Below are 18134 nucleotides of genomic sequence, written 5' to 3'. Positions count from 1 at the left end.
CGCCGGGGTACGGGTATCGGCCGCCTCCGGTTCGGTTCTCTGAGGGGACGCATCGGCTGCATTGGGCCACGGCTCCGTTGCGGGCGTTCGTCTTCATGGTCATCGGCTTCGTGCTGCTGGGCTTCCCGCTGTTGCTGACCCAGCGGAGCGGAGGCGTCACGCAGGTGCTCAGCCCGGTGGTGCTCCTCCGGTTCGTGCTCGTGATGGCGCCCATGATGGTGATCGCCGTCGGCTCGGGTCTGTGGGCCTGGCTTTCGCTGCGGTTCCGGGTCGATGGCGAGGACCTGGTGGTGGAGACCGGGCTGCTGCGCAAGAGGAAGCGGCGGATCCCGCTTTCGCGGGTCCAGGCGATCGATGTGGTGCGGCCCCTGGTGACGCGGGTGTTCGCGCTCGCCGAGGTGCGGGTGGAGCTGGCCGGTGGTGCGCAGAGCGAGATCGCGCTGCGTTACCTGGGACGGAACGCGGCGCAGCAGCTCCGGGCCGAGCTGCTCGCGCGCGCGGCCGGGCTGCCCGGTCATACCCCGGAGGCGCCCGAGCGTCCTGTGTGGCAGGTTCCGTTCGGGGCGCTGCTCGGGTCGCTGGTGCTGCGGCTGCCGGTGATCGGGACGGCGCTGCTGTTCCCTGCCTCCCTGGTGCTCCTGGTGGCGTACCGGGAGGTCGGGATGCTCGCGGTCACGGTTCCGGCCCTGCTGGGGCTGATCCGCGGGGTGGTGGCGCCGCTGGTGATGTACGCCAACTTCAAGGTGGCGATGTCGCCCGACGGCATCCGGCTCCGGTACGGGTTGCTGGAGACCCGGATGCAGACGCTGCCGCCGGGCCGGGTGCAGGCGGTCGGGATGGTCGAGCCGGCGATCTGGCGCGCGTTCGGCTGGGTGCGGCTCGACGTCACCGTGGCCGGGTACGCGGGCGATCGTCAGGCGCTGTCGTCCACGCTGCTGCCGGTGGCGCCGCGGTCGGTGGCGGTGGGGCTGATCTCGCAGGTGTTCCCCGGCAGCGATGTCGACGCCGTCCCGCTGCTGCCCGCCTCGGCCCGGTCCGTGGCGCTGGACCACGCGGACGGGGCGGGCACCGACGACACGGTGTTCGTGACCCGGCACGGCTGGCCGTGTCGGCGCACCGACGTGATCGCCCATGTGCGGGCGCAGAGCGTGCGGCTCACTGTGAACCCGCTCCAGCGGCTGCTGCGCCTGGCGACCGTCCACGTGGACGCGCCGCCCGGGCCGGTCAGGGTGGCCGCCGCCGGGCGCGACCTCGGTGAGGCGCGCGCGATCGTGGAGTCGACCGCGCATCGGGCCCGGGCCGCGCGCCGTTCCGGCGGCGACCCGGCCCACTGGGCGGCCCGCTGAGCGCGGCCCGGCTCAGGCGAGCACTTCCTTCAGGCGGGCGGCGAAGGCCCGGGGGAAGGTCGTGTTGCCGTTGTGGCCTCCCGGGAAGTGGGTGATGGGGACGTCGAGGAGCCGCGCGAGCTCTTCTGCACAGCGGTGGTTCCAGGCGTTCGCCGAGTCGCGGCCGGCGGAGGGGATGACGCGGGTGCCGGCGGTCCGGGCGACGTCGCCCGCGTCCAGGGTGCTGTGGGCGAGCCCGTCCAGGTCGTTGCTGAGGAAGAACTCGATGTTGGTGACCCGTTCGGGGGTGATCGGGGGGAGCGTGACCTCGGGCTCGGTCTTCATGGTGGCCATGTCGATGCCGGTGAAGGCGGCGATCCTCCGCATTGCGGCCTGCCAGCCGTCCCGGCGGTGGACGGCGGAGATCTCTTCCAGCGTGCGTGCGACGCGGTCGCGTTCGGCGGACGGGAGCAGCCCGGGGGTGGCGGGGTCGTGCGCGACGAGCGTGGAGATCTGGCCGGGGTGCGCGGCGGCCAGGTGCAGGCCGTAGAGGGCGCCGAGGCTGCATCCGAGCATGAGGGCGGGCTCGTCGGTGACGGCGGCCAGAAGGTGGTGCAGGTCGTCCGCGTTGGTCTCGGGGCTGACGGGGAGGGCCGGGTCCGTGCGGGTGCTGCGGGACAGGCCCCGGCGGTCGTAGGTGAGGACGGTGAACCGGTCGACGAGGTTGTCGACGAGGTCGGACGAGCGGCGGGCGTCCCCCTCGCCGCTCTGGGAGATGAGCAGCAGCGGGCCGTCCCCGCGGAGCTCGTAGTAGAGGTCGGCGCCGGGGACGGGGAGTGTGGCGGTCTTCATGATGGGTTCCTCCTTGGGGTTGCCCCCACCATAACGCATCTAAATAGATGCATCAAGATGGATGTATCTAAGGGGATGTAAGTTGGGCGGATGAACGGAGTCGAGCTGTTCCTGCTGGGCCGCACCCTGATGAAGATCGGTGAAGAGGCGATGCCCGCCCCGCGCGGCGAGCACAAGGGCGGCACCCGCGCCGTCCTGATCGTGCTGAGCGACGTCGCCGCGCATGCGGACAGCGCGATCGGCGAGATCGCCGAGCGCACCGGGCTGCCGCAGAGCCAGGTCTCGACCGCCGTCGCGCGGCTCCGGGAGACCGGGTCGATCGTGGCCGCGCCCGACCCAGCCGACCGCCGCCGCCTCCTGGTCTGCAAGTCCGAGGAGGTCTCGGCGCGCGTGGCGGAGGTTCGGGCGACCACCATCGACGTCGCGCTGGCCGCCGCGCTCGGCACCGGCGACCCCGCGCGCGCCGCGGAGGTCGCCGCCGCGCTGGAGACCCTCGCCCGCCATCTCGGCCCGGAGAGAGCGGGGTCGGCGGGGTCTGCCTGACGTGGGACGGAGTGGTCGTGGGACCGGTCCGGGGCGGCCTGGGAGGGGTCGGGGGGGCTCTATCGTTCGGGGATGAGCGATGTGGCCTATGACCCGTGGGCGCCCGGTTTCGTGGCAAATCCGTATCCAGTGTTCGAGCGGCTTCGGGCCGAGCGGCCGGTGTTCTACGACGAGGCGACCGGGCAGTGGGTGATCACCCGGCACGCGGACGTCGGCGCGTTGCTGCGCGACCGGCGGCTGGGGCGCGGGTACCTGCACGTCGCGGGGCACGAGGAGTTCGGGCGGGAGCCCGAGCCGGAGTTCCTCAAGCCGTTCTGGGACCTGGTCAGGGCCGGGATGCTGGACGTCGAGCCGCCCACGCACACGCGGCTCCGCAGGCTGGTGTCGAAGGCGTTCACCGTGCGGATGGTCGAGGGGCTGCGGCCGATGATCCGCGGGCTGGCCGAGGAGCTGGCGGGGGCGCTGGCGGCCAAGGGCGGCGGGAACCTGCTCGCCGAGGTCGCCGAGCCGCTGCCGGTGAACGTGATCGCCGAGATGCTGGGCGTGCCGGTCGAGGACCGGGACCTGCTGCGGCCCTGGTCGGCCGACATCTGCGGGATGTACGAGCTGAACCCGCCGATGGAGGCGCAGCGGACGGCCGTCCGGGCGGCGACGGAGTTCTCCGCCTACCTGCGGGAGCTGGCGCGGGCGCGCCGGCGGGATCCGCGGGACGACCTGATCAGCGCGCTCGCCCAGGTCGTCGACGACGGCGACCGGCTGAGCGAGGACGAGCTGGTCGGGACGTGCGTGCTGCTGCTCAACGCCGGGCACGAGGCGACCGTGAACGCGACCGGGAACGGCTGGTGGGCGCTGTTGCGCAACCCGGGCGAGCTGGCCCGGCTGCGCGCCGACCGCACCCTCGTCCGGACCGCGGTGGAGGAGCTGATGCGGTACGACACCCCCGCGCCGATGTTCGAGCGGTGGGTGCTGGAGGACATCACCGTCGGCGGGGTCGACATCCCGCGCGGTGCCGAGGTCGCCTTGCAGTTCGCCTCGGCCAACCGCGATCCGGAGGTGTTCACCGATCCCGACCGGCTCGACCTGTCCAGGGACCCCAACCCGCACATCACGTTCGGCCTGGGCATCCATTACTGCCTGGGCGCCCCGCTCGCCCGGATCGAGCTGTCGGAGTCGTACGGCGCCCTGCTCCGGCTCGCGCCGGAACTGCGCGCCGTCAGCGAGCCGGAGTGGAAGCCCGGTTTCGTGCTGCGCGGCCTGGAGGCGCTGCACGTGGAGTGCTAGGCCGTGTTTCAAAGCCCGGCCCGGCGTCCTCGCCTGGCGGCTCGGACACCGACCTGGCTAGGCGAGCGCGACATCGCTTCGCGATCTGGCCGATGGGGCTCGCCTCCGGCTTCGCCCCACCGGCCAGATAACGCGCTCGCGCGACGGCCGAGGCACTTTGAGACAGGACCTAGGCGGGGGACCCGTCAGCCGGGCAGGGAGCAGGGGAGAGGGACACCGACGGCCTGGACGAGCCACCCGAAGCCGCCCAGGCCCGCCGGGTCGATGAGCTCGGCGTCCTCCCCGGCCGAGCACAGCGCCGACAGGTAGCCGCGCGGGTCGCGGTGCGCGAGGTCGAGCGGGGGGCGCGTGCCTGAGAGGCCGAGGGCGCGCAGAGCGGTCCGCTGGGTGGTGAGCAGCGTGGACGTGGCCCCCGCGCGTTCGCCCGCCGCGGTGCAGGCGTCGAGCGCGACGTGCGCGGTCACGTCGCACGAGCCGTCCGGGACGGCGGGCACCGTCGAGCCGTCCCGGTAGCCGGCCAGCGTCCCGTACACCGGGCGGGACGCGCGGGTGTGCGAGTAGTCGACGGCGACGGCCACGCCGCGGTCCAGCCGTCCGACCACCGAGGCCCACGCCGAGCAGCGCGGATGCCCGATCTCGGCCCGGTCGCCCGGCTCGCGCAGCGGCCACCAGAGCTCCAGCCAGTCGCGATCCTCGGGGGACGGCGCGGCGCCGGGCCGTTCGGCGCCGGTGGCGGGATCGACCAGCATGGTGCGGGGGCCGTCGGGGGTCTGCTCGACCACGTCCAGCGGCACGTTGTCGAGCCATTCGTTGGCGATCACCAGGCCGTTGACCGTGCCGGGCAGGTCGGCGCGCCAGGCGATCCGGTCCGGGACCCCGGCGGGCCGGGGCGCGATCTCCACGGCGGTCGGCGCGAGGCGGGCGGCGAGTTCGGGCTCGGCGGCGGCGAGGATGCCGGTGAGCAGGCGGCCGGAACCGGCGCCCACATCGATCAGGTCGAGCCGTCCGGGACGGCCGAGGGCGGCGTCGACCTCGGCGAGCAGTCTGCCGAACGCCGCCGCGAAGCGGGCGGAGGCGTGCACCGAGGTGCGGAAGTGCTCGGCGGGGCGTTCCCCTCGACGGTAGAAGCCGTCCTGCCCGTACAGGGCCCGCTCCATCGCGGACCGCCATGTCGCCCACCCCGTCACGCGTGCGACGTTACCCTGCGCCACCGCGTGCGGGCCGCGGGCCGGGAGACCCTCCCTTCGGGCTACCCGGGTCCGACTTCAGGCTGATCCCGTGCTGACCAGCGCGAACATACCCTGTGCCTATGGTGGGCAGAGCGTGGGAGTGGTGGCGCGGCAAGAAGCCGCTGGTGGACGCGGGGTTCGCGGCGCCGCTCCTGCTGCTGATGATCCCCGAGGCGGCGGGGGGCGGGGCCGGCGGGGTGGGCGGCTCGACGCTGATGCTGCTCGCCCTGTTCCTGGTGGGTCCGCTCGTCCTGCGGCGCACCTTCCCCCGCGCGTCGTTCACCGCGGTCGCGCTGGTCTGCTTCGCGCAGTGGCTGGCGCAGATGCCGCCGATCCCGGCGAACATCGCGATCCTGATGGGGCTGTACACCATCGCCGCCGACCGCTCGTTCCGGTGGGGGCTGGCCGCCGCGCTGGTGGTGGAGTTCGGCGCGGCGCTGGCGGCGTTCGGTTACGCGTCCGGCGGCGTGGACCAGCGGTTCACGCTGCTCATGCTCTCGGCCTTCGTGGCCGGGACGTGGATCCTCGGGCTGCACATGCGCACCCGCCGGGCGTACCTGCGCTCCCTTGAGGAGCGGGCGGCGCGGCTGGAGCGCGAGCGCGACACCGAGGTCCAGATGGCGATGGCCGCCGAGCGGGCCCGCATCGCCCGGGAGCTGCACGACGTCGTGGCGCACAACGTCAGCGTGATCGTGGTGCAGGCCGACGGTGCGTCCTTCGCCATCCGGACCGACACCCGGCGGGCCCAGCAGGCGCTGGAGACGATCTCGGCGACCGGGCGGCAGGCGCTCGCCGAGATGCGCCGGCTGCTCGGGGTGCTGCGCGAGGGCGACGCCGGCGGGCCGTACGCGCCGCAGCCGGGCGTGGATCAGCTCGCCGACCTGGTCGACCAGGTCCGCGGCTCCGGGCTGCCGGTCTCGCTGGAGATCGAGGGCGTGCCGGAGGCGGCGTCGGAGGGCCGGCAGCTGACGGTGTACCGGATCGTGCAGGAGGCGCTGACCAATACCCTCAAGCACGGCGGCCCCCGTGCCACCGCCACGGTCCGGCTGCGCTATCTGGACGGCGCGATCGAGGTCGGCGTCGTCGACGACGGCCGGGGCGCCGCCGCGGTCGGCGACGGCCGCGGGCATGGCCTGGCGGGCATGCGGGAGCGCGCCGCGGTGTACGGCGGCGAGGTCCGGGCCGGACCTCGGCCGGGCGGCGGCTTCGAGGTGTCCGCACGGGTCCCGGTACGCGAGGAGGTACGCACGTGAGCGAGCTCGACGGGCCCGGAGGCGCGCCGGCGGGCGGCTGGGACGCGATGGAGGAGCCGCCCCCGATCCGGGTGCTCCTCGTCGACGACCAGGAGCTGGTCCGCGCGGGCTTCACCATGGTGCTCGACGCCCAGCCCGACATCGAGGTGGTCGGCGAGGCGGGCGACGGCGTCCAGGCGCTCGACCTGCTGCGCGGCACGGCCGTCGACGTGGTGCTGATGGACGTGCGGATGCCCCGGATGGACGGGATCGAGGCCACCCGGCGCATCACCCGCGCGGGCGGCCGTCCGGCCGCGGCCGGCGCCGGCCCGAAGGTGATCATCCTGACCACCTTCGACCTGGACGAGTACGCGTTCGCGGCGATCAAGGCGGGCGCGGGCGGGTTCCTGCTCAAGGACGCCGGGCCGGCGCAGCTCATGGAGGCGATCCGGTCGGTGCACTCGGGCGACGCGGTGGTGGCCCCGAGCACCACCAAGCGCCTGCTCGACCGGTTCGCGATGCACCTGCCGGACGCCGAGCGGGAGGCGAGCGGCGCGCTCGACTCGCTGACCGACCGGGAGGGCGAGGTGCTCCGACTGGTCGCGCGGGGCATGTCGAACGCGGAGATCGCCGGGCGGCTGTTCGTGTCGGAGGCGACGGTCAAGACGCACATGGGCCGCATCCTGATGAAGCTCGGGCTGCGCGACCGGGTGCAGGCGGTCGTGTTCGCGTACGAGACCGGCCTGGTGAGAAGCGGCCAGTCCGACCGCGACGAGTGACGGCGGCCCGGCAAGGTCGCCGGTGCGCGGGCGGGGTCGGCTGAGGGCTGACGGCGACGTACGACTCAAGTCGTACGCGGGCGGGCGCACCAGCCGGAGAGATGACTCCGGGCGTGGACGCTCGGGCGATGGCGGCGGGCGTGCGGGTTCCTAGCGTTGAACGGGATCACCCGAGTCGCTAAGGAGCCGCTGTGACCAGCACGTTCGCCAGTCCTCCCGGAGGTGCGCCCGGGACCGCCGCGGCGCCCGCCGTCGTGGCCACGGAGGTGACCAAGGTGTACGGCGCCGGCGGCGCGGCCGTGCACGCGCTGCGCGGGGTCAGCGTCGGGTTCGCCCGGGGCGCGTTCACCGCGATCATGGGGCCGTCCGGGTCCGGGAAGTCCACGCTGATGCACTGCCTGGCGGGGCTCGACACCGTCAGCGGGGGGAGCGTCGCGCTCGGCGACGCCGAGATCACCGGGATGAGCGACAAGCAGCTCACGATGGTGCGCCGCGAGCGGGTCGGGTTCGTCTTCCAGGCGTTCAACCTGCTGCCCACGCTCAGCGCCGAGCGGAACATCACGCTTCCGCTGGAGCTGGCGGGCCGCAAGGTCGACCAGGCGTGGTTCGAGCACGTCGTCGAGGTGGTCGGGCTGAAAGACCGGCTGAGCCACCGGCCGAACGAGCTGTCGGGCGGGCAGCAGCAGCGGGTCGCGTGCGCGCGGGCGCTGGTCTCCCGGCCCGAGGTGATCTTCGCGGACGAGCCGACCGGCAACCTCGACTCGCGCGCCGGCGCCGAGGTGCTCGCCTTCCTGCGCTCCTCGGTGCGCGAGATGGGCCAGACGATCGTGATGGTCACCCACGACCCGGTCGCCGCCGCGTACGCCGACCGGGTGGTGTTCCTGCGCGACGGGCTGATCGTCACCGAGCTGTTCGAGCCGACGCCGGACACCGTGCTCGACCGGCTCAAGAGCCTGGGGGGCTGAGCCGATGCTGAGGACGACCCTCGCCGGCCTGCGGGCCCGCCCGCTGCGGCTGCTGCTCACCGCGGTCGCGATCACGCTGGGCGTGGGCTTCATCGCCGGCACGTTCGTGCTGACCGACACCATGGACAGCGGCGTCCAGCGGACGTTCGCGCGGTCGGCCGACAAGGTGGACGTCGCCGTCCGGCCCAAGGGCGGTTCCGGCGGAGAGCTGCCCGCGGGCCTGATGGAGCGCGTGCGGGGCGTGCCGGGCGTGACCGGCGTGCACGGGCTGGTCCAGGGCGACGCGGCGCTCGTCGGCCGGGACGGCAAGGCCGTCGGCGACGTCCCCACCGTCGGGATGTCGGTCCCGGACGGGAGGCTGCTGCGCTACGAGCTCGACAAGGGCCGGGTGCCGCGCACGCGCGCCGAGGCCGTGGTCGACTCGCGCACCGCCGGCCGCGAGCACTTCACCGTCGGCGACCAGGTCACGGTGCTCGACCAGGGCAACGCGCCGCACCGGTTCGCCGTCGTCGGCCTGGTCGACTTCGGCATCGACCAGGAGGCGAGCTTCCGGGGCGCGGTCGGGTTCGAGCCCACGACCGCGCTGCGGATGACGGGCCGGAAGACCTACCAGGAGATCGACGTCCTCGGCGCGGACCGGGCCGCGGTCGCGGCGGCGGTGGGCGGCTCGTACGAGGTGCTCACCGGCGAGGAGCTCGGGGTGCGGCTGGCCGACTCCGCGGGCGCCGACACCAAGGTGATCCAGGCCGGGCTGCTGATCTTCGGGCTGGTCGCGATGCTGGTCTCGGCGCTGGTGATCTACAACACCTTCTCCATCCTGATCGCGCAGCGGATGCGGGAGATGGCGCTGCTGCGCTGCGTGGGCGCGACCCGCCGCCAGGTGTTCGGCGGGGTGGTCGCCGAGTCGTTCGTGGTCGGCGTGGTCGGCTCGCTGCTCGGGCTGCTCGCCGGGTACGGGATCGGCGCGGGCGCGATGGCGCTGTTCAACGCCTTCGGCGCGAACATGCCGACCGCCGGCGTGACGCTCGCGCCGCGCACGGTGGCGGTCGGGCTGGCCGTGGGCGTCGTCGTCACGGTGCTGTCGGCCCTGCTGCCCGCCCGCGCGGCGACGCGGGTGGCGCCGGTCGCCGCGCTGCGGAGCGACACCGAGCCCGGCGCGGGCCGGTTCCGGCTGGGGTGGCCGCGGATCGTCGTCGCGGGGCTGTGCGCCGTCCTCGGCGTCCTGGCCGGGCTGGCCGGCGTCATGAGCGGGGAGAAGGGCGTGGCGTCGATGTTCGCGGTCGCCGGCGCCGGCGCGCTGGTGTTCCTCGCGGTGCTCGCGGTGATGCCGGCGCTGATCCGCCCGTTCGGGCGGGTGGCCGGGGCGATCCCGGCGCGGCTCGGCGGGGTGCCCGGCAGGCTCGCGGTGGAGAACGCGCGCCGCTCGCCGCGCCGGACCGCGACCACGACGATCGCGCTGACCATCGGCGTCGGCCTGATGAGCCTGTTCGCCGTGGTCGGGGCCAGCAGCAAGGCGAGCAGCGAACGGCAGCTCGACGCGCAGTTCCCGGTGGACTTCCAGATCCAGAACCAGTTCGGCGAGGGCGACCGGCGGGTCCCGCACGCGGTCGCCGCGCGGCTGGCCGGCCGGCCCGAGATCGGCGCGGTGATCGAGAAGCGGGAGAAGGACACCCGGATCGGCTCCGCCGACGGGACGGTCAACACCCTCGGCGGCCCTCCGCTCGGCACCGTGATCAAGCCGAGCTTCGTCAGCGGCTCGGCCGCCGACCTCGAGCCCGGCACCGCGCTCGCGGACAAGGACACCGCCGCGCGGCAGGGCCTGGCCAAGGGCCGGACCGTCCAGATCAAGACCGACCACGGGACCGTGCCGGTGCGGATCGCGGGGGTCTTCGGCGGCGACACGCCGCTGACCGGTCTGCTGGTGCCGGGCCGCGACTTCGACCGCTACTTCAGCGTGCGCGACCCCTCGCAGATCTACGTCAAGGCCGCGGACGGGGCGACCGCCGCCGCGGCGCGCGAGGCCGTTCAGGACGCGGCCCGCCCGTACCCGACGGTGAAGGTCGGCTCCGCCGCCGAGATCAAGGAGGAGTTCACCAAGGCCATCGACATGGTGCTGATGATCTTCGCCGGGCTGCTCGGCCTCGCCGTCGTCATCGCGCTGTTCGGCATCGCCAACACCCTCACCCTCTCGGTGGTCGAGCGGACCCGGGAGTCGGCGCTGCTGCGCGCCCTCGGCCTGACCAAGCGCCAGCTCCGCCGGATGCTCTCGGTGGAGGCGCTGGTGATGGCGGTGATCGGCGCGGTCACCGGGGTGCTGCTCGGCACGGTCTTCGGCTGGGCGGCCACCCGGGCGATGGCCGACGACGCGGTGTTCGCCGTCCCCTACCTCCAGATCGTCGGGTTCGTCGTGCTCGCGGGCGCCGCCGGGATGCTCGCCGCGGTCCTGCCCGCCCGCCGCGCCGCCAGGGCGTCCATCGTCGAGTCCCTCGCCCACGACTGACCCTCGCCCGAGGAGCACCGCGCGGGCCATGGTGCCGGGCGTGGCGCCGGGGCGGATCGGGGGCACGGCCCCGGTCCGCCCCCTGCCGTCGGGACGCGGGTACCCTGGACCGCGCACGTCCGGTACCTACCTGAGGACTGGAACGAGAACGATGGATCCACACGTCCCGCCGCTGTCCGCCACGCCCGGAAACGGGGCCGAGCCCCGGCCTGAGGACCGTCCTGCACGCCTGTCGGTCGGCATCGTCGGCGCGGGCCGGGTCGGCACCGCGCTCGGCGTGGCGCTCGCCCGCGCGGGGCACCGGGTGGTGGCCGCCGCCGCGGTCTCCGACCGCTCCCGGCTCCGCGTCCGGGACCGGCTCCCGGACGCCGCGCTGGTGCCGCCGCAGGAGGTCGTGGAGGCCGCCGACCTGGTGCTGCTGACCGTCCCGGACGACGCCCTGCCCGATCTGGCGGCCGGGCTGGCCGGGGTCGAGGTCCCCGTCGCGGGCAGGCTCGTCGTGCACACCAGCGGGCGGTACGGCACCGACGTCCTCGAACCGGTCACCCGGGCCGGGGGGCTGCCGCTCGCGCTGCACCCGGTGATGAGCTTCACGGGACGTCCCGACGATGTGAGCCGGCTCACCGGCATCGCGTTCGGGGTGACCGCGCCCGAGCCGCTGCGGCCGGTCGCCGAGGCGCTGGTGCTGGAGATGGGCGGCGAGCCGGCCTGGATTCCCGAGGAGCGCCGCCCGCTCTACCACGCGGCCCTCGCCGGGGGCGCCAACCACCTGGTCACGCTGGTCGTGGAGGCGATGGACCTGCTGCGCGCGGTCGGTGTCGCCGAGCCCGGCCGGATGCTCGGGCCGCTGCTCGGCGCCTCGCTCGACAACGCGCTGCGGCTCGGCATCGACGGCCTCACCGGCCCGGTCGCGCGGGGCGACGCGGGCACCGTCGCCGACCACGTGCGCGAACTGGGAAGGGAGTCGCCGGAGGGACGCCGCGCCTACGTCGCGCTGGCCCGTCTCACCGCCGACCGGGCGCTCGGCGCCGGGATGCTCAAGCCCGAGGACGCCGCGCGGCTCCTCGAAGTGCTCGCCGATTGACCGAGGAGGATCCGTGAGCGACCGTCAGGGCGCCGACAGCCGGACCGGCCGCCGCAGCAGCGGCGCGCGTTTCAAGGGTGACCGCCGTCGCGGCGGCGGATGCCCGGGAGCGCGGCTGTGATGCCCGTCATCGCCACCGACCGGGCCGAGCTCGCCGCGGTCCGGGACGGCATGGCGGGCACGCTGGCGCTCGTGCCGACCATGGGGGCGCTGCACGAGGGCCACCGGTCGCTGATCCGCAGGGCGCGGCAGCTCGCCGACAGCGTCGCGGTCAGCATCTTCGTCAACCCCCTCCAGTTCGGCCCGGACGAGGACTTCGACCGTTACCCGCGCACGCTCGCGGGCGACATCGAGGCGTGTGAGGCCGAGGGCGTGGACGTGGTGTTCGCGCCCACCAGGGAGGCCATGTACCCGGACGCGCCGCAGGTCACGGTCCATTCGGGCGCGATGGGCGGGGTGGTGGAGGGCGCGGCCCGGCCCGGCCACTTCGATGGAATGCTCACCGTGGTGCTGAAGTTGTTCAATCTGGTGCGCCCGGACGTGGCGGTCTTCGGGGAGAAGGACGCCCAGCAGCTCGCGCTGATCGGCCGGATGGTCGCCGATCTCGACCTGCCCGTCGAGGTCGTGGGCGGTCCGACCGTCCGGGAGCCGGACGGGCTGGCGCTGTCGAGCCGCAACCGCTACCTCTCGGCGGCCGGCCGGCGCACCGGGCTGGCCCTGTGGCAGGCGCTGCGGGCGGGTGCGGGCGCGACCGCGGACGGCCCCGGCGCGGTGCTGGACGCGGCGCGCGCGGTGCTCGGCGAGGCCGCGGACGCCGAGCCCCCCTTCGAGCTCGACTACCTGGTCCTGGTCGATCCGGCCACGTTCACCGAGGTCGCCGCCGCGCACGCCGGACCGGCGGTGCTCGCCGTGGCGGGCCGGGTCGGCGCCACCCATCTGATCGACAATATTGCCCTCCAGTTCGGCACCGCGAAGGAGTCCTGATGTTCCGGACGATGTTCAAGTCGAAGATCCACCGTGCCACGGTGACCCAGGCCGACCTGCACTACGTGGGTTCGCTGACCATCGACCAGGACCTGCTGGACGCCGCCGACCTGCTGCCCGGCGAGCAGGTGCACGTGGTCGACATCGACAACGGCGCGCGGCTGGAGACCTACCTGATCGCGGGCGAGCGCGGCTCGGGCGTGATCGGCATCAACGGAGCGGCGGCCCGGCTGGTACAGCCCGGCGACCTGGTGATCATCATCAGCTACGCGCAGCTCAGCGACGCCGAGGCCCGCGAGTTCCGGCCGCAGGTGGTGCATGTGGACGGCGCCAACAAGATCATCTCGCTGGGCTCGGACCCGGCCGAGCCGGTCCCGGGCGCCGCCGGGCTGCGCGGCGACCTGATCCACGGCTGACGTTCATATCCACGGCTGACGTCCATAGGAGCATCCTCGGCGCGCAACCGTCCGGCCGGAGCGGCCGCACTGCCACCTCCACGGGTGGCGGTGCGGCCGTTCCGCCGTTTCCGGGGGGTCGGGCGCGGGGCCGTCCCGGGGTTAATGTCACAATGACGAGAATCGAGCCCCGAGGAGGGCGAATGATCCCCCGTCTTCTCGCCGCCCCCGCCCCCGGATGGACCGCGGACACCGACATCGTCGTGATCGGGTCCGGCATCGCCGGGCTGGTCGCGGCGCTGCGCTGCCGGCCGCACGGACGGGTGCTGCTGGTCACCAAGGCCCTGCTGGACGCGGGCTCCACCCGCTGGGCCCAGGGCGGGATCGCCGCCGCGCTGGCGCCGGACGACACTCCCGCAGAGCACCTGGCCGACACCCTCACCGCCGGGGTCGGGCTGTGCGACCGCGACGCGGTCCGGGTCCTGGTCGACGAGGGGCCGGACGCGGTCCGGCGGCTGATCGCGCTCGGCACCGAGTTCGACCGCTCCAGCGCCGGCGACATCGCGCTGACCAGGGAGGGCGGCCATCACCGGCGGCGGATCGCGCACGCGGGCGGCGACGCGACCGGGGCGGAGATCAGCCGCGCCCTGCTCGCCGCGCTCAAGGACGCCGACGTGGAGGTCATCGAGCACGCGCTGGTGCTCGACCTGCTGCGCGACGCGGGCGGGCGGGCCACCGGGATCACCCTGCACGTGATGGGCGAGGGGCAGCCCGGCGGCGTCGGCGCCGTGCGCGCCCGCGCCGTCGTCCTCGCCACCGGCGGGCTCGGGCAGGTGTTCTCCGCCACCACCAACCCGGAGGTGTCCACGGGCGACGGCGTCGCGCTGGCGCTGCGGGCCGGCGCGGACGTCGCCGACCTGGAGTTCGTCCAGTTCCACCCGACGGTGCTGTGGCTGGGCGAGGGGGCGCGCGGCCAGCAGCCGCTGATCTCCGAGGCGGTCCGCGGCGAGGGCGCCCATCTGATCGACCACGCCGGTGGGCGGTTCATGGCCGGCCGGCACGAGCTGGCCGAGCTCGCCCCGCGCGACGTCGTCGTCAAGGGGATCATGACGCGGATGCGGGAGACGGGCGCGTCCCACATGCTGCTCGACGGCCGGCACTTCGGCGCCCGCATGTGGGAGCGCCGCTTCCCGACCATCCTGGCCGCCTGCCGCCATCACGGGATCGACCCGGTGAACGAACCGATCCCGGTCGTCCCGGCCGCGCACCACGCAAGCGGCGGAGTGAGGACGGACCTGTCCGGACGCACGTCCGTGCCCGGATTGTTCGCCTGCGGCGAAGTCGCCTGCACGGGCGTGCACGGGGCCAACCGTCTGGCGTCCAATTCCCTACTGGAGGGCCTGGTCTTCGCCGAACGCATAGCCGCCGCCCTAGGGGACGAGCTCGCCGCGTCGCCCGTCCCGGACGAGTTTCCCCCTATACACGCCGCAGAGGGGACGCTCGTCGACCCGTCCGTACGGGGCGACATCCAGTGGACGATGACCGCCCGGGTCGGAGTCCTGCGCCGTGCCGGCGACCTGGCCGACGCCGTCCGCGACCTGGACCGCCTGGCGGAGCCGCATCCCGCGGGGCCGTCCGAAGGGGCGCGTCCAGGTGTGGCAGCGTGGGAGGTCACCAACCTGCACACCGTGGCGTCCGCGATCGCCCGCGCCGCGCTGCGCCGCGAGGAGACCCGGGGCAGCCACTGGCGGGAGGACTTTCCCGACCGCGACGATGCCGCCTGGCGCGGCCGCCTGACCACGCGCCTGGGCGGCGCCGGAACCCTGACGACCACCTACCGGCCCGAGGCCCCCGAGGAGAACGCATGACACCGGAACTGGACGCGAAGCTGCGGGCCGCAGGGCTCGATCCACAGGCTGTGGAGAACCTGGCGCGCGTCGCGCTCGCCGAGGACGGCGAGATCGACGTCACCAGCGAGCCGATCTTCTCGGCGGAGCAGACCTCGACCGGCGACTTCACCGCCCGCGAGGCCGGCGTCGCCGCCGGGATCCCGGCCGCCGAGACCGTCCTGGAACTGCTCGGCGTCCACTACGAGGCCAGGGTCGCCGACGGGGACCGGATCGCCGCCGGGGACGTGCTGATCTCGGTCTCCGGCCCGACCCGCGCGGTGCTGCGCGCCGAGCGCACCGCCCTCAACCTGCTCACCCACCTGTCCGGGATCGCGACCGCCACCCGGCGCTGGACCGACGCGATGGCGGGCACCAAGGCCAGGGTCCGGGACAGCCGCAAGACGCTGCCCGGCCTGCGCGCCCTCCAGAAGTACGCGGTGCGCTGCGGCGGGGGCGTCAACCACCGGATGGGGCTGGCCGACTCCGCGCTGATCAAGGACAACCACGTGGCGGCGGCCGGGTCGGTCACCAAGGCGTACGAGGCGATCCGCGCGGTCTACCCGGCCCTGCACGTGCAGGTCGAGTGCGACACCCTGGCCCAGGTGGAGGAGGCGCTCGCGGCCGGGGCCGGGTCGATCCTGCTGGACAACATGTCGATCGCCGACATGACCGAGGCGGTCCGGCTGGTGGCGGGCCGGGCCGAGCTGGAGGCGAGCGGCGGGCTCGGTTTGGACGGGGCCCGAGACGTCGCCGTGACCGGTGTGGACTACCTTGCTGTGGGCGCGTTGACCCACTCGGCCCGCGTGCTCGACATCGGCCTTGACTTCTCCTGATCAGCGGGGACCGGATGCTGCTCACCATCGACGTCGGTAACACCAACACCGTCCTCGGACTGTTCGAGGGCGAGGAGGTGATCGAGCACTGGAGGATCAACACCGATCCGCGGCGGACCGCCGACGAGATCGCGGTGGTGCTCCAGGGCCTGGTCCAGCAGAGCCCGCTGCTGGCCGACACCGACATCAGCGGCATCGCGCTGTGCTCGACTGTCCCGTCCGTCCTGCACGAGATGCGGGAGATGTGCCGCCGCTACTACGGCGACGTGGCCGCGGTGATCGTCGAGCCCGGCGTCAAGACCGGCGTGCCGGTCCGGATGGACAACCCCAAGGAGGTCGGCGCCGACCGCATCGTGAACGCGCTGGCCGCCGTGCACCTGCACGGCGGCCCCGCGATCGTGGTCGACTTCGGCACCGCCACCACCTTCGACGCGGTCTCGGCCAAGGGCGAGTACGTGGGCGGCGCGATCGCGCCGGGCATCGAGATCTCCATCGACGCGCTGTCGGCCCGCGGCGCCCAGCTGCACAAGATCGAGCTGGTCCGGCCGCGCAGTGTGATCGCCAAGAACACGGTGGAGGCGTTGCAGTCCGGCATCATCTTCGGCTTCGCCGGGCAGGTCGACGGCATCGTCGAGCGCATGACGGGCGAGCTCACGGGCGAGCCGGACGAGGTCACCGTCATCGCGACCGGCGGCCTCGCCCCCCTGGTGCTGGAGGAGTCGCGCAGCATCGACACCTTCGAGCCCTGGCTGACCCTCGTCGGCCTGCGCCTGATCTACCAGCGCAACATCGGCGGCTCCGGCTGACCGGCCGGCCGCGGGCCGCCGCCGCCCGCCGCCGGGCCGTCCAGGCGGTCCGTCCAGGCGGGTGATCAGACGCCCGCCCGGCGGGACACGAGGGTCACGTACAGCGCCGACAGGCCGCAGAGCGCAGCCAGGCAGAGCAGCAGGGCGACCATCGGGACCAGGTGGTTCAGCGCGGTCAGCACGAGCGGCGTGAACATCCCCACGTAGATCAGCGCGTAGGCGACGGCGGTGAGGCCCGCCAGCTCGCCCGGCCTCGCGATGCGGGCCACCTCGCCCAGGCTGTAGGTCAGGATGAACCCGTATCCGGCGCCGAGCAGGATCGCCGCGACGGTGTTCAGCAGCGGCTGCCCCAGCGTGACCGTCAGCGCCGCCACCAGCATCCCGGCCGTGACGGACCCCAGCCCGGCCTGCGCGACCAGCCGCGTGCGGCGGGCGTCCAGGCGCCGCGCCACGGGCTGCGCCGCCATCCCCGCGCCGAGCGTGATCGCCGTCATCAACCCCGTGTACGCGATCCGCAGGTGCCCAACGGGAGCCTCGACGGGGAGCACGGTGAACGCGGTGACGGGCGCGGCGAAGGCCCAGACCGCCACCGGTGCGATCCTCCGCCTGAACGCGGGATCCCGGACGCCCGTCCCCCGCCGCGGCCGATCCGGGACGCTCAGGACCGGGGCGGGTCCGCTGGGCACGGTCATGGTCCCGGCGGCCGTGCGGGCGCCGCCGCCGTCGGGCACCGGCGCGCCGACCGGGGGCGCGGACGGCCCGCCACCGGGGACGACGGCGGTCTCCGGCCGGACGGCCCGCGGCCGGGTCTCGGGGACCCGGAACGCCAGCGGGACGCCCACCAGCATGATCAGCAGATGCGGGAGGTAGGCGATGACCAGCGGGTTGGGCGCCCACTGCGCGATCAGCGCCGAGGCCAGCGGACCTGCGCCGAACCCCGCCGAGACGGCCAGGGCGGTGAGCCGGGTGCCCGACGCAGGAGAGAGTTCCTTCACCCACGCAGTACCGGACGCGAGCACCGCCCCAGTGACGATGCCCGCTAGGAAGCGCCCCGTGTAGAGCAGCCAAGGGGCGGTAGCGCCCGCCATGAGCACGAGGGTCACCAGGACGGAGACGGAGGCGAACGGGAGGGCCAGCCGCCGGCGTCCGTACCGGTCGGATGCCGGGCCGCCCAGCGCGAGGCCCGGCACGAGGGCGACCGCGTAGATGCCGAACATGGCCTGGGCACTCCCGCCGCCCAGATCGAGCCGTTCGGTGTAGAAGGCCAGGAGAGAGGCGAACTGGTTGGCGCCCCAGCCCACGCCGAACATCAGCAGCGCCACTGGGCGCCAGGCGGTGGACCGGGCTGGACGTATGTCTGGCATGGAGTCCTGTCTAGAAGGCGTCCGGCCAGGTCCGGGATAGACTTCACGTTTCGTGAATCGAGGTGGCATCCGG

14 protein-coding genes and 1 pseudogene are annotated in these 18134 nt (G+C 74.0%); 12 read left to right on the top strand and 3 right to left on the bottom strand.

All coding sequences use genetic code 11. The features are described 5' to 3' along the window. Positions 1–77 precede the first annotated feature (77 nt). Positions 78–1346 (top strand): PH domain-containing protein, encoded by a 1269-nt coding sequence (locus OHA34_RS20730; protein ID WP_285940037.1) that lies wholly within the window; start codon positions 78–80, stop codon positions 1344–1346. Between the two features lie 12 nt (positions 1347–1358). Here the strand turns inward: OHA34_RS20730 and OHA34_RS20725 are convergent, their stop codons facing one another. Continuing rightward, positions 1359–2177 (bottom strand): alpha/beta fold hydrolase, encoded by an 819-nt coding sequence (locus tag OHA34_RS20725; protein ID WP_285940038.1) that lies wholly within the window; start codon positions 2175–2177, stop codon positions 1359–1361. A 90-nt stretch (positions 2178–2267) separates the two neighbouring features. On the opposite strand from OHA34_RS20725, the gene OHA34_RS20720 reads away from it, so the two are divergent. Beyond that, the gene (locus OHA34_RS20720) at positions 2268–2720 is read left to right on the top strand and encodes a MarR family transcriptional regulator (RefSeq protein ID WP_329518613.1); all 453 of its coding nucleotides are present in this window, start codon (positions 2268–2270) and stop codon (positions 2718–2720) included. A gap of 129 nt (positions 2721–2849) precedes the next feature. Next, entirely contained in the window at positions 2850–4001 is a 1152-nt protein-coding gene (locus OHA34_RS20715; protein WP_329518612.1) for a cytochrome P450, read from the top strand. Between the two features lie 185 nt (positions 4002–4186). On the opposite strand, the gene OHA34_RS20710 is transcribed toward OHA34_RS20715, so the two are convergent. After that, the gene (locus OHA34_RS20710; RefSeq protein ID WP_285940041.1) at positions 4187–5188 is read right to left on the bottom strand and encodes an SAM-dependent methyltransferase; all 1002 of its coding nucleotides are present in this window, start codon (positions 5186–5188) and stop codon (positions 4187–4189) included. Positions 5189–5310: 122 nt separating this feature from the next. Here OHA34_RS20710 and OHA34_RS20705 point away from each other — a divergent pair, with 122 nt between their 5' ends. The 9 genes and pseudogenes from OHA34_RS20705 to OHA34_RS20660 all read left to right on the top strand — a co-directional run bounded on the left by OHA34_RS20705 (position 5311) and on the right by OHA34_RS20660 (position 16697). Next, positions 5311–6483: a sensor histidine kinase gene (locus tag OHA34_RS20705; protein ID WP_329518611.1), complete on the top strand. Its 1173-nt coding sequence runs from the start codon at positions 5311–5313 to the stop codon at positions 6481–6483. A gap of 47 nt (positions 6484–6530) precedes the next feature. Further along, on the top strand, positions 6531–7241 hold the full coding sequence (locus OHA34_RS20700; protein ID WP_285940112.1) for a response regulator: 711 nt from the start codon (positions 6531–6533) through the stop codon (positions 7239–7241). A gap of 191 nt (positions 7242–7432) precedes the next feature. Next, positions 7433–8206, top strand: a complete 774-nt coding sequence (locus OHA34_RS20695; protein WP_329518610.1) for an ABC transporter ATP-binding protein — start codon at positions 7433–7435, stop codon at positions 8204–8206. Positions 8207–8210: 4 nt separating this feature from the next. Next, entirely contained in the window at positions 8211–10706 is a 2496-nt protein-coding gene (locus OHA34_RS20690; RefSeq protein WP_329518609.1) for an ABC transporter permease, read from the top strand. A 151-nt stretch (positions 10707–10857) separates the two neighbouring features. After that, positions 10858–11790: a Rossmann-like and DUF2520 domain-containing protein gene (locus tag OHA34_RS20685; RefSeq protein WP_329518608.1), complete on the top strand. Its 933-nt coding sequence runs from the start codon at positions 10858–10860 to the stop codon at positions 11788–11790. A gap of 99 nt (positions 11791–11889) precedes the next feature. Continuing rightward, on the top strand, positions 11890–12774 hold the full coding sequence (panC, locus tag OHA34_RS20680; protein WP_443029583.1) for a pantoate--beta-alanine ligase: 885 nt from the start codon (positions 11890–11892) through the stop codon (positions 12772–12774). Next, entirely contained in the window at positions 12774–13190 is a 417-nt protein-coding gene (gene panD / locus OHA34_RS20675; RefSeq protein ID WP_285940047.1) for an aspartate 1-decarboxylase, read from the top strand. Before panC ends, panD begins: the two co-directional genes overlap by 1 nt. 182 nt (positions 13191–13372) lie before the next feature. Further along, a pseudogene (locus tag OHA34_RS20670) lies at positions 13373–15891 on the top strand (L-aspartate oxidase). 14 nt (positions 15892–15905) lie between these two features. After that, the gene (locus OHA34_RS20660; protein WP_285940050.1) at positions 15906–16697 is read left to right on the top strand and encodes a type III pantothenate kinase; all 792 of its coding nucleotides are present in this window, start codon (positions 15906–15908) and stop codon (positions 16695–16697) included. A 65-nt stretch (positions 16698–16762) separates the two neighbouring features. Here the strand turns inward: OHA34_RS20660 and OHA34_RS20655 are convergent, their stop codons facing one another. Further along, positions 16763–18061, bottom strand: coding sequence for an MFS transporter (locus tag OHA34_RS20655; protein WP_329518606.1), 1299 nt, complete (start codon positions 18059–18061; stop codon positions 16763–16765). Positions 18062–18134 lie beyond the last annotated feature (73 nt).

Source organism: Spirillospora sp. NBC_01491 (assembly GCF_036227065.1).
GTDB lineage: Bacteria > Actinomycetota > Actinomycetes > Streptosporangiales > Streptosporangiaceae > Spirillospora > Spirillospora xylanilytica.
The sequence above is the reverse complement of the archived record's forward strand: the minus strand, read 5'-3'. Positions and strand labels throughout refer to the sequence as shown.

Coding starts and splice junctions, on each gene's coding strand:
- OHA34_RS20725 (WP_285940038.1), bottom strand. CDS start 2,177: ATGAAGACCGCCACACTCCCCGTCCCCGGCGCCGACCTCTACTACGAG.
- OHA34_RS20720 (WP_329518613.1), top strand. CDS start 2,268: ATGAACGGAGTCGAGCTGTTCCTGCTGGGCCGCACCCTGATGAAGATC.
- OHA34_RS20705 (WP_329518611.1), top strand. CDS start 5,311: ATGGTGGGCAGAGCGTGGGAGTGGTGGCGCGGCAAGAAGCCGCTGGTG.
- OHA34_RS20700 (WP_285940112.1), top strand. CDS start 6,531: ATGGAGGAGCCGCCCCCGATCCGGGTGCTCCTCGTCGACGACCAGGAG.
- OHA34_RS20690 (WP_329518609.1), top strand. CDS start 8,211: ATGCTGAGGACGACCCTCGCCGGCCTGCGGGCCCGCCCGCTGCGGCTG.
- OHA34_RS20685 (WP_329518608.1), top strand. CDS start 10,858: ATGGATCCACACGTCCCGCCGCTGTCCGCCACGCCCGGAAACGGGGCC.
- panC (WP_443029583.1), top strand. CDS start 11,890: ATGCCCGGGAGCGCGGCTGTGATGCCCGTCATCGCCACCGACCGGGCC.
- panD (WP_285940047.1), top strand. CDS start 12,774: ATGTTCCGGACGATGTTCAAGTCGAAGATCCACCGTGCCACGGTGACC.
- OHA34_RS20660 (WP_285940050.1), top strand. CDS start 15,906: ATGCTGCTCACCATCGACGTCGGTAACACCAACACCGTCCTCGGACTG.
- OHA34_RS20655 (WP_329518606.1), bottom strand. CDS start 18,061: ATGCCAGACATACGTCCAGCCCGGTCCACCGCCTGGCGCCCAGTGGCG.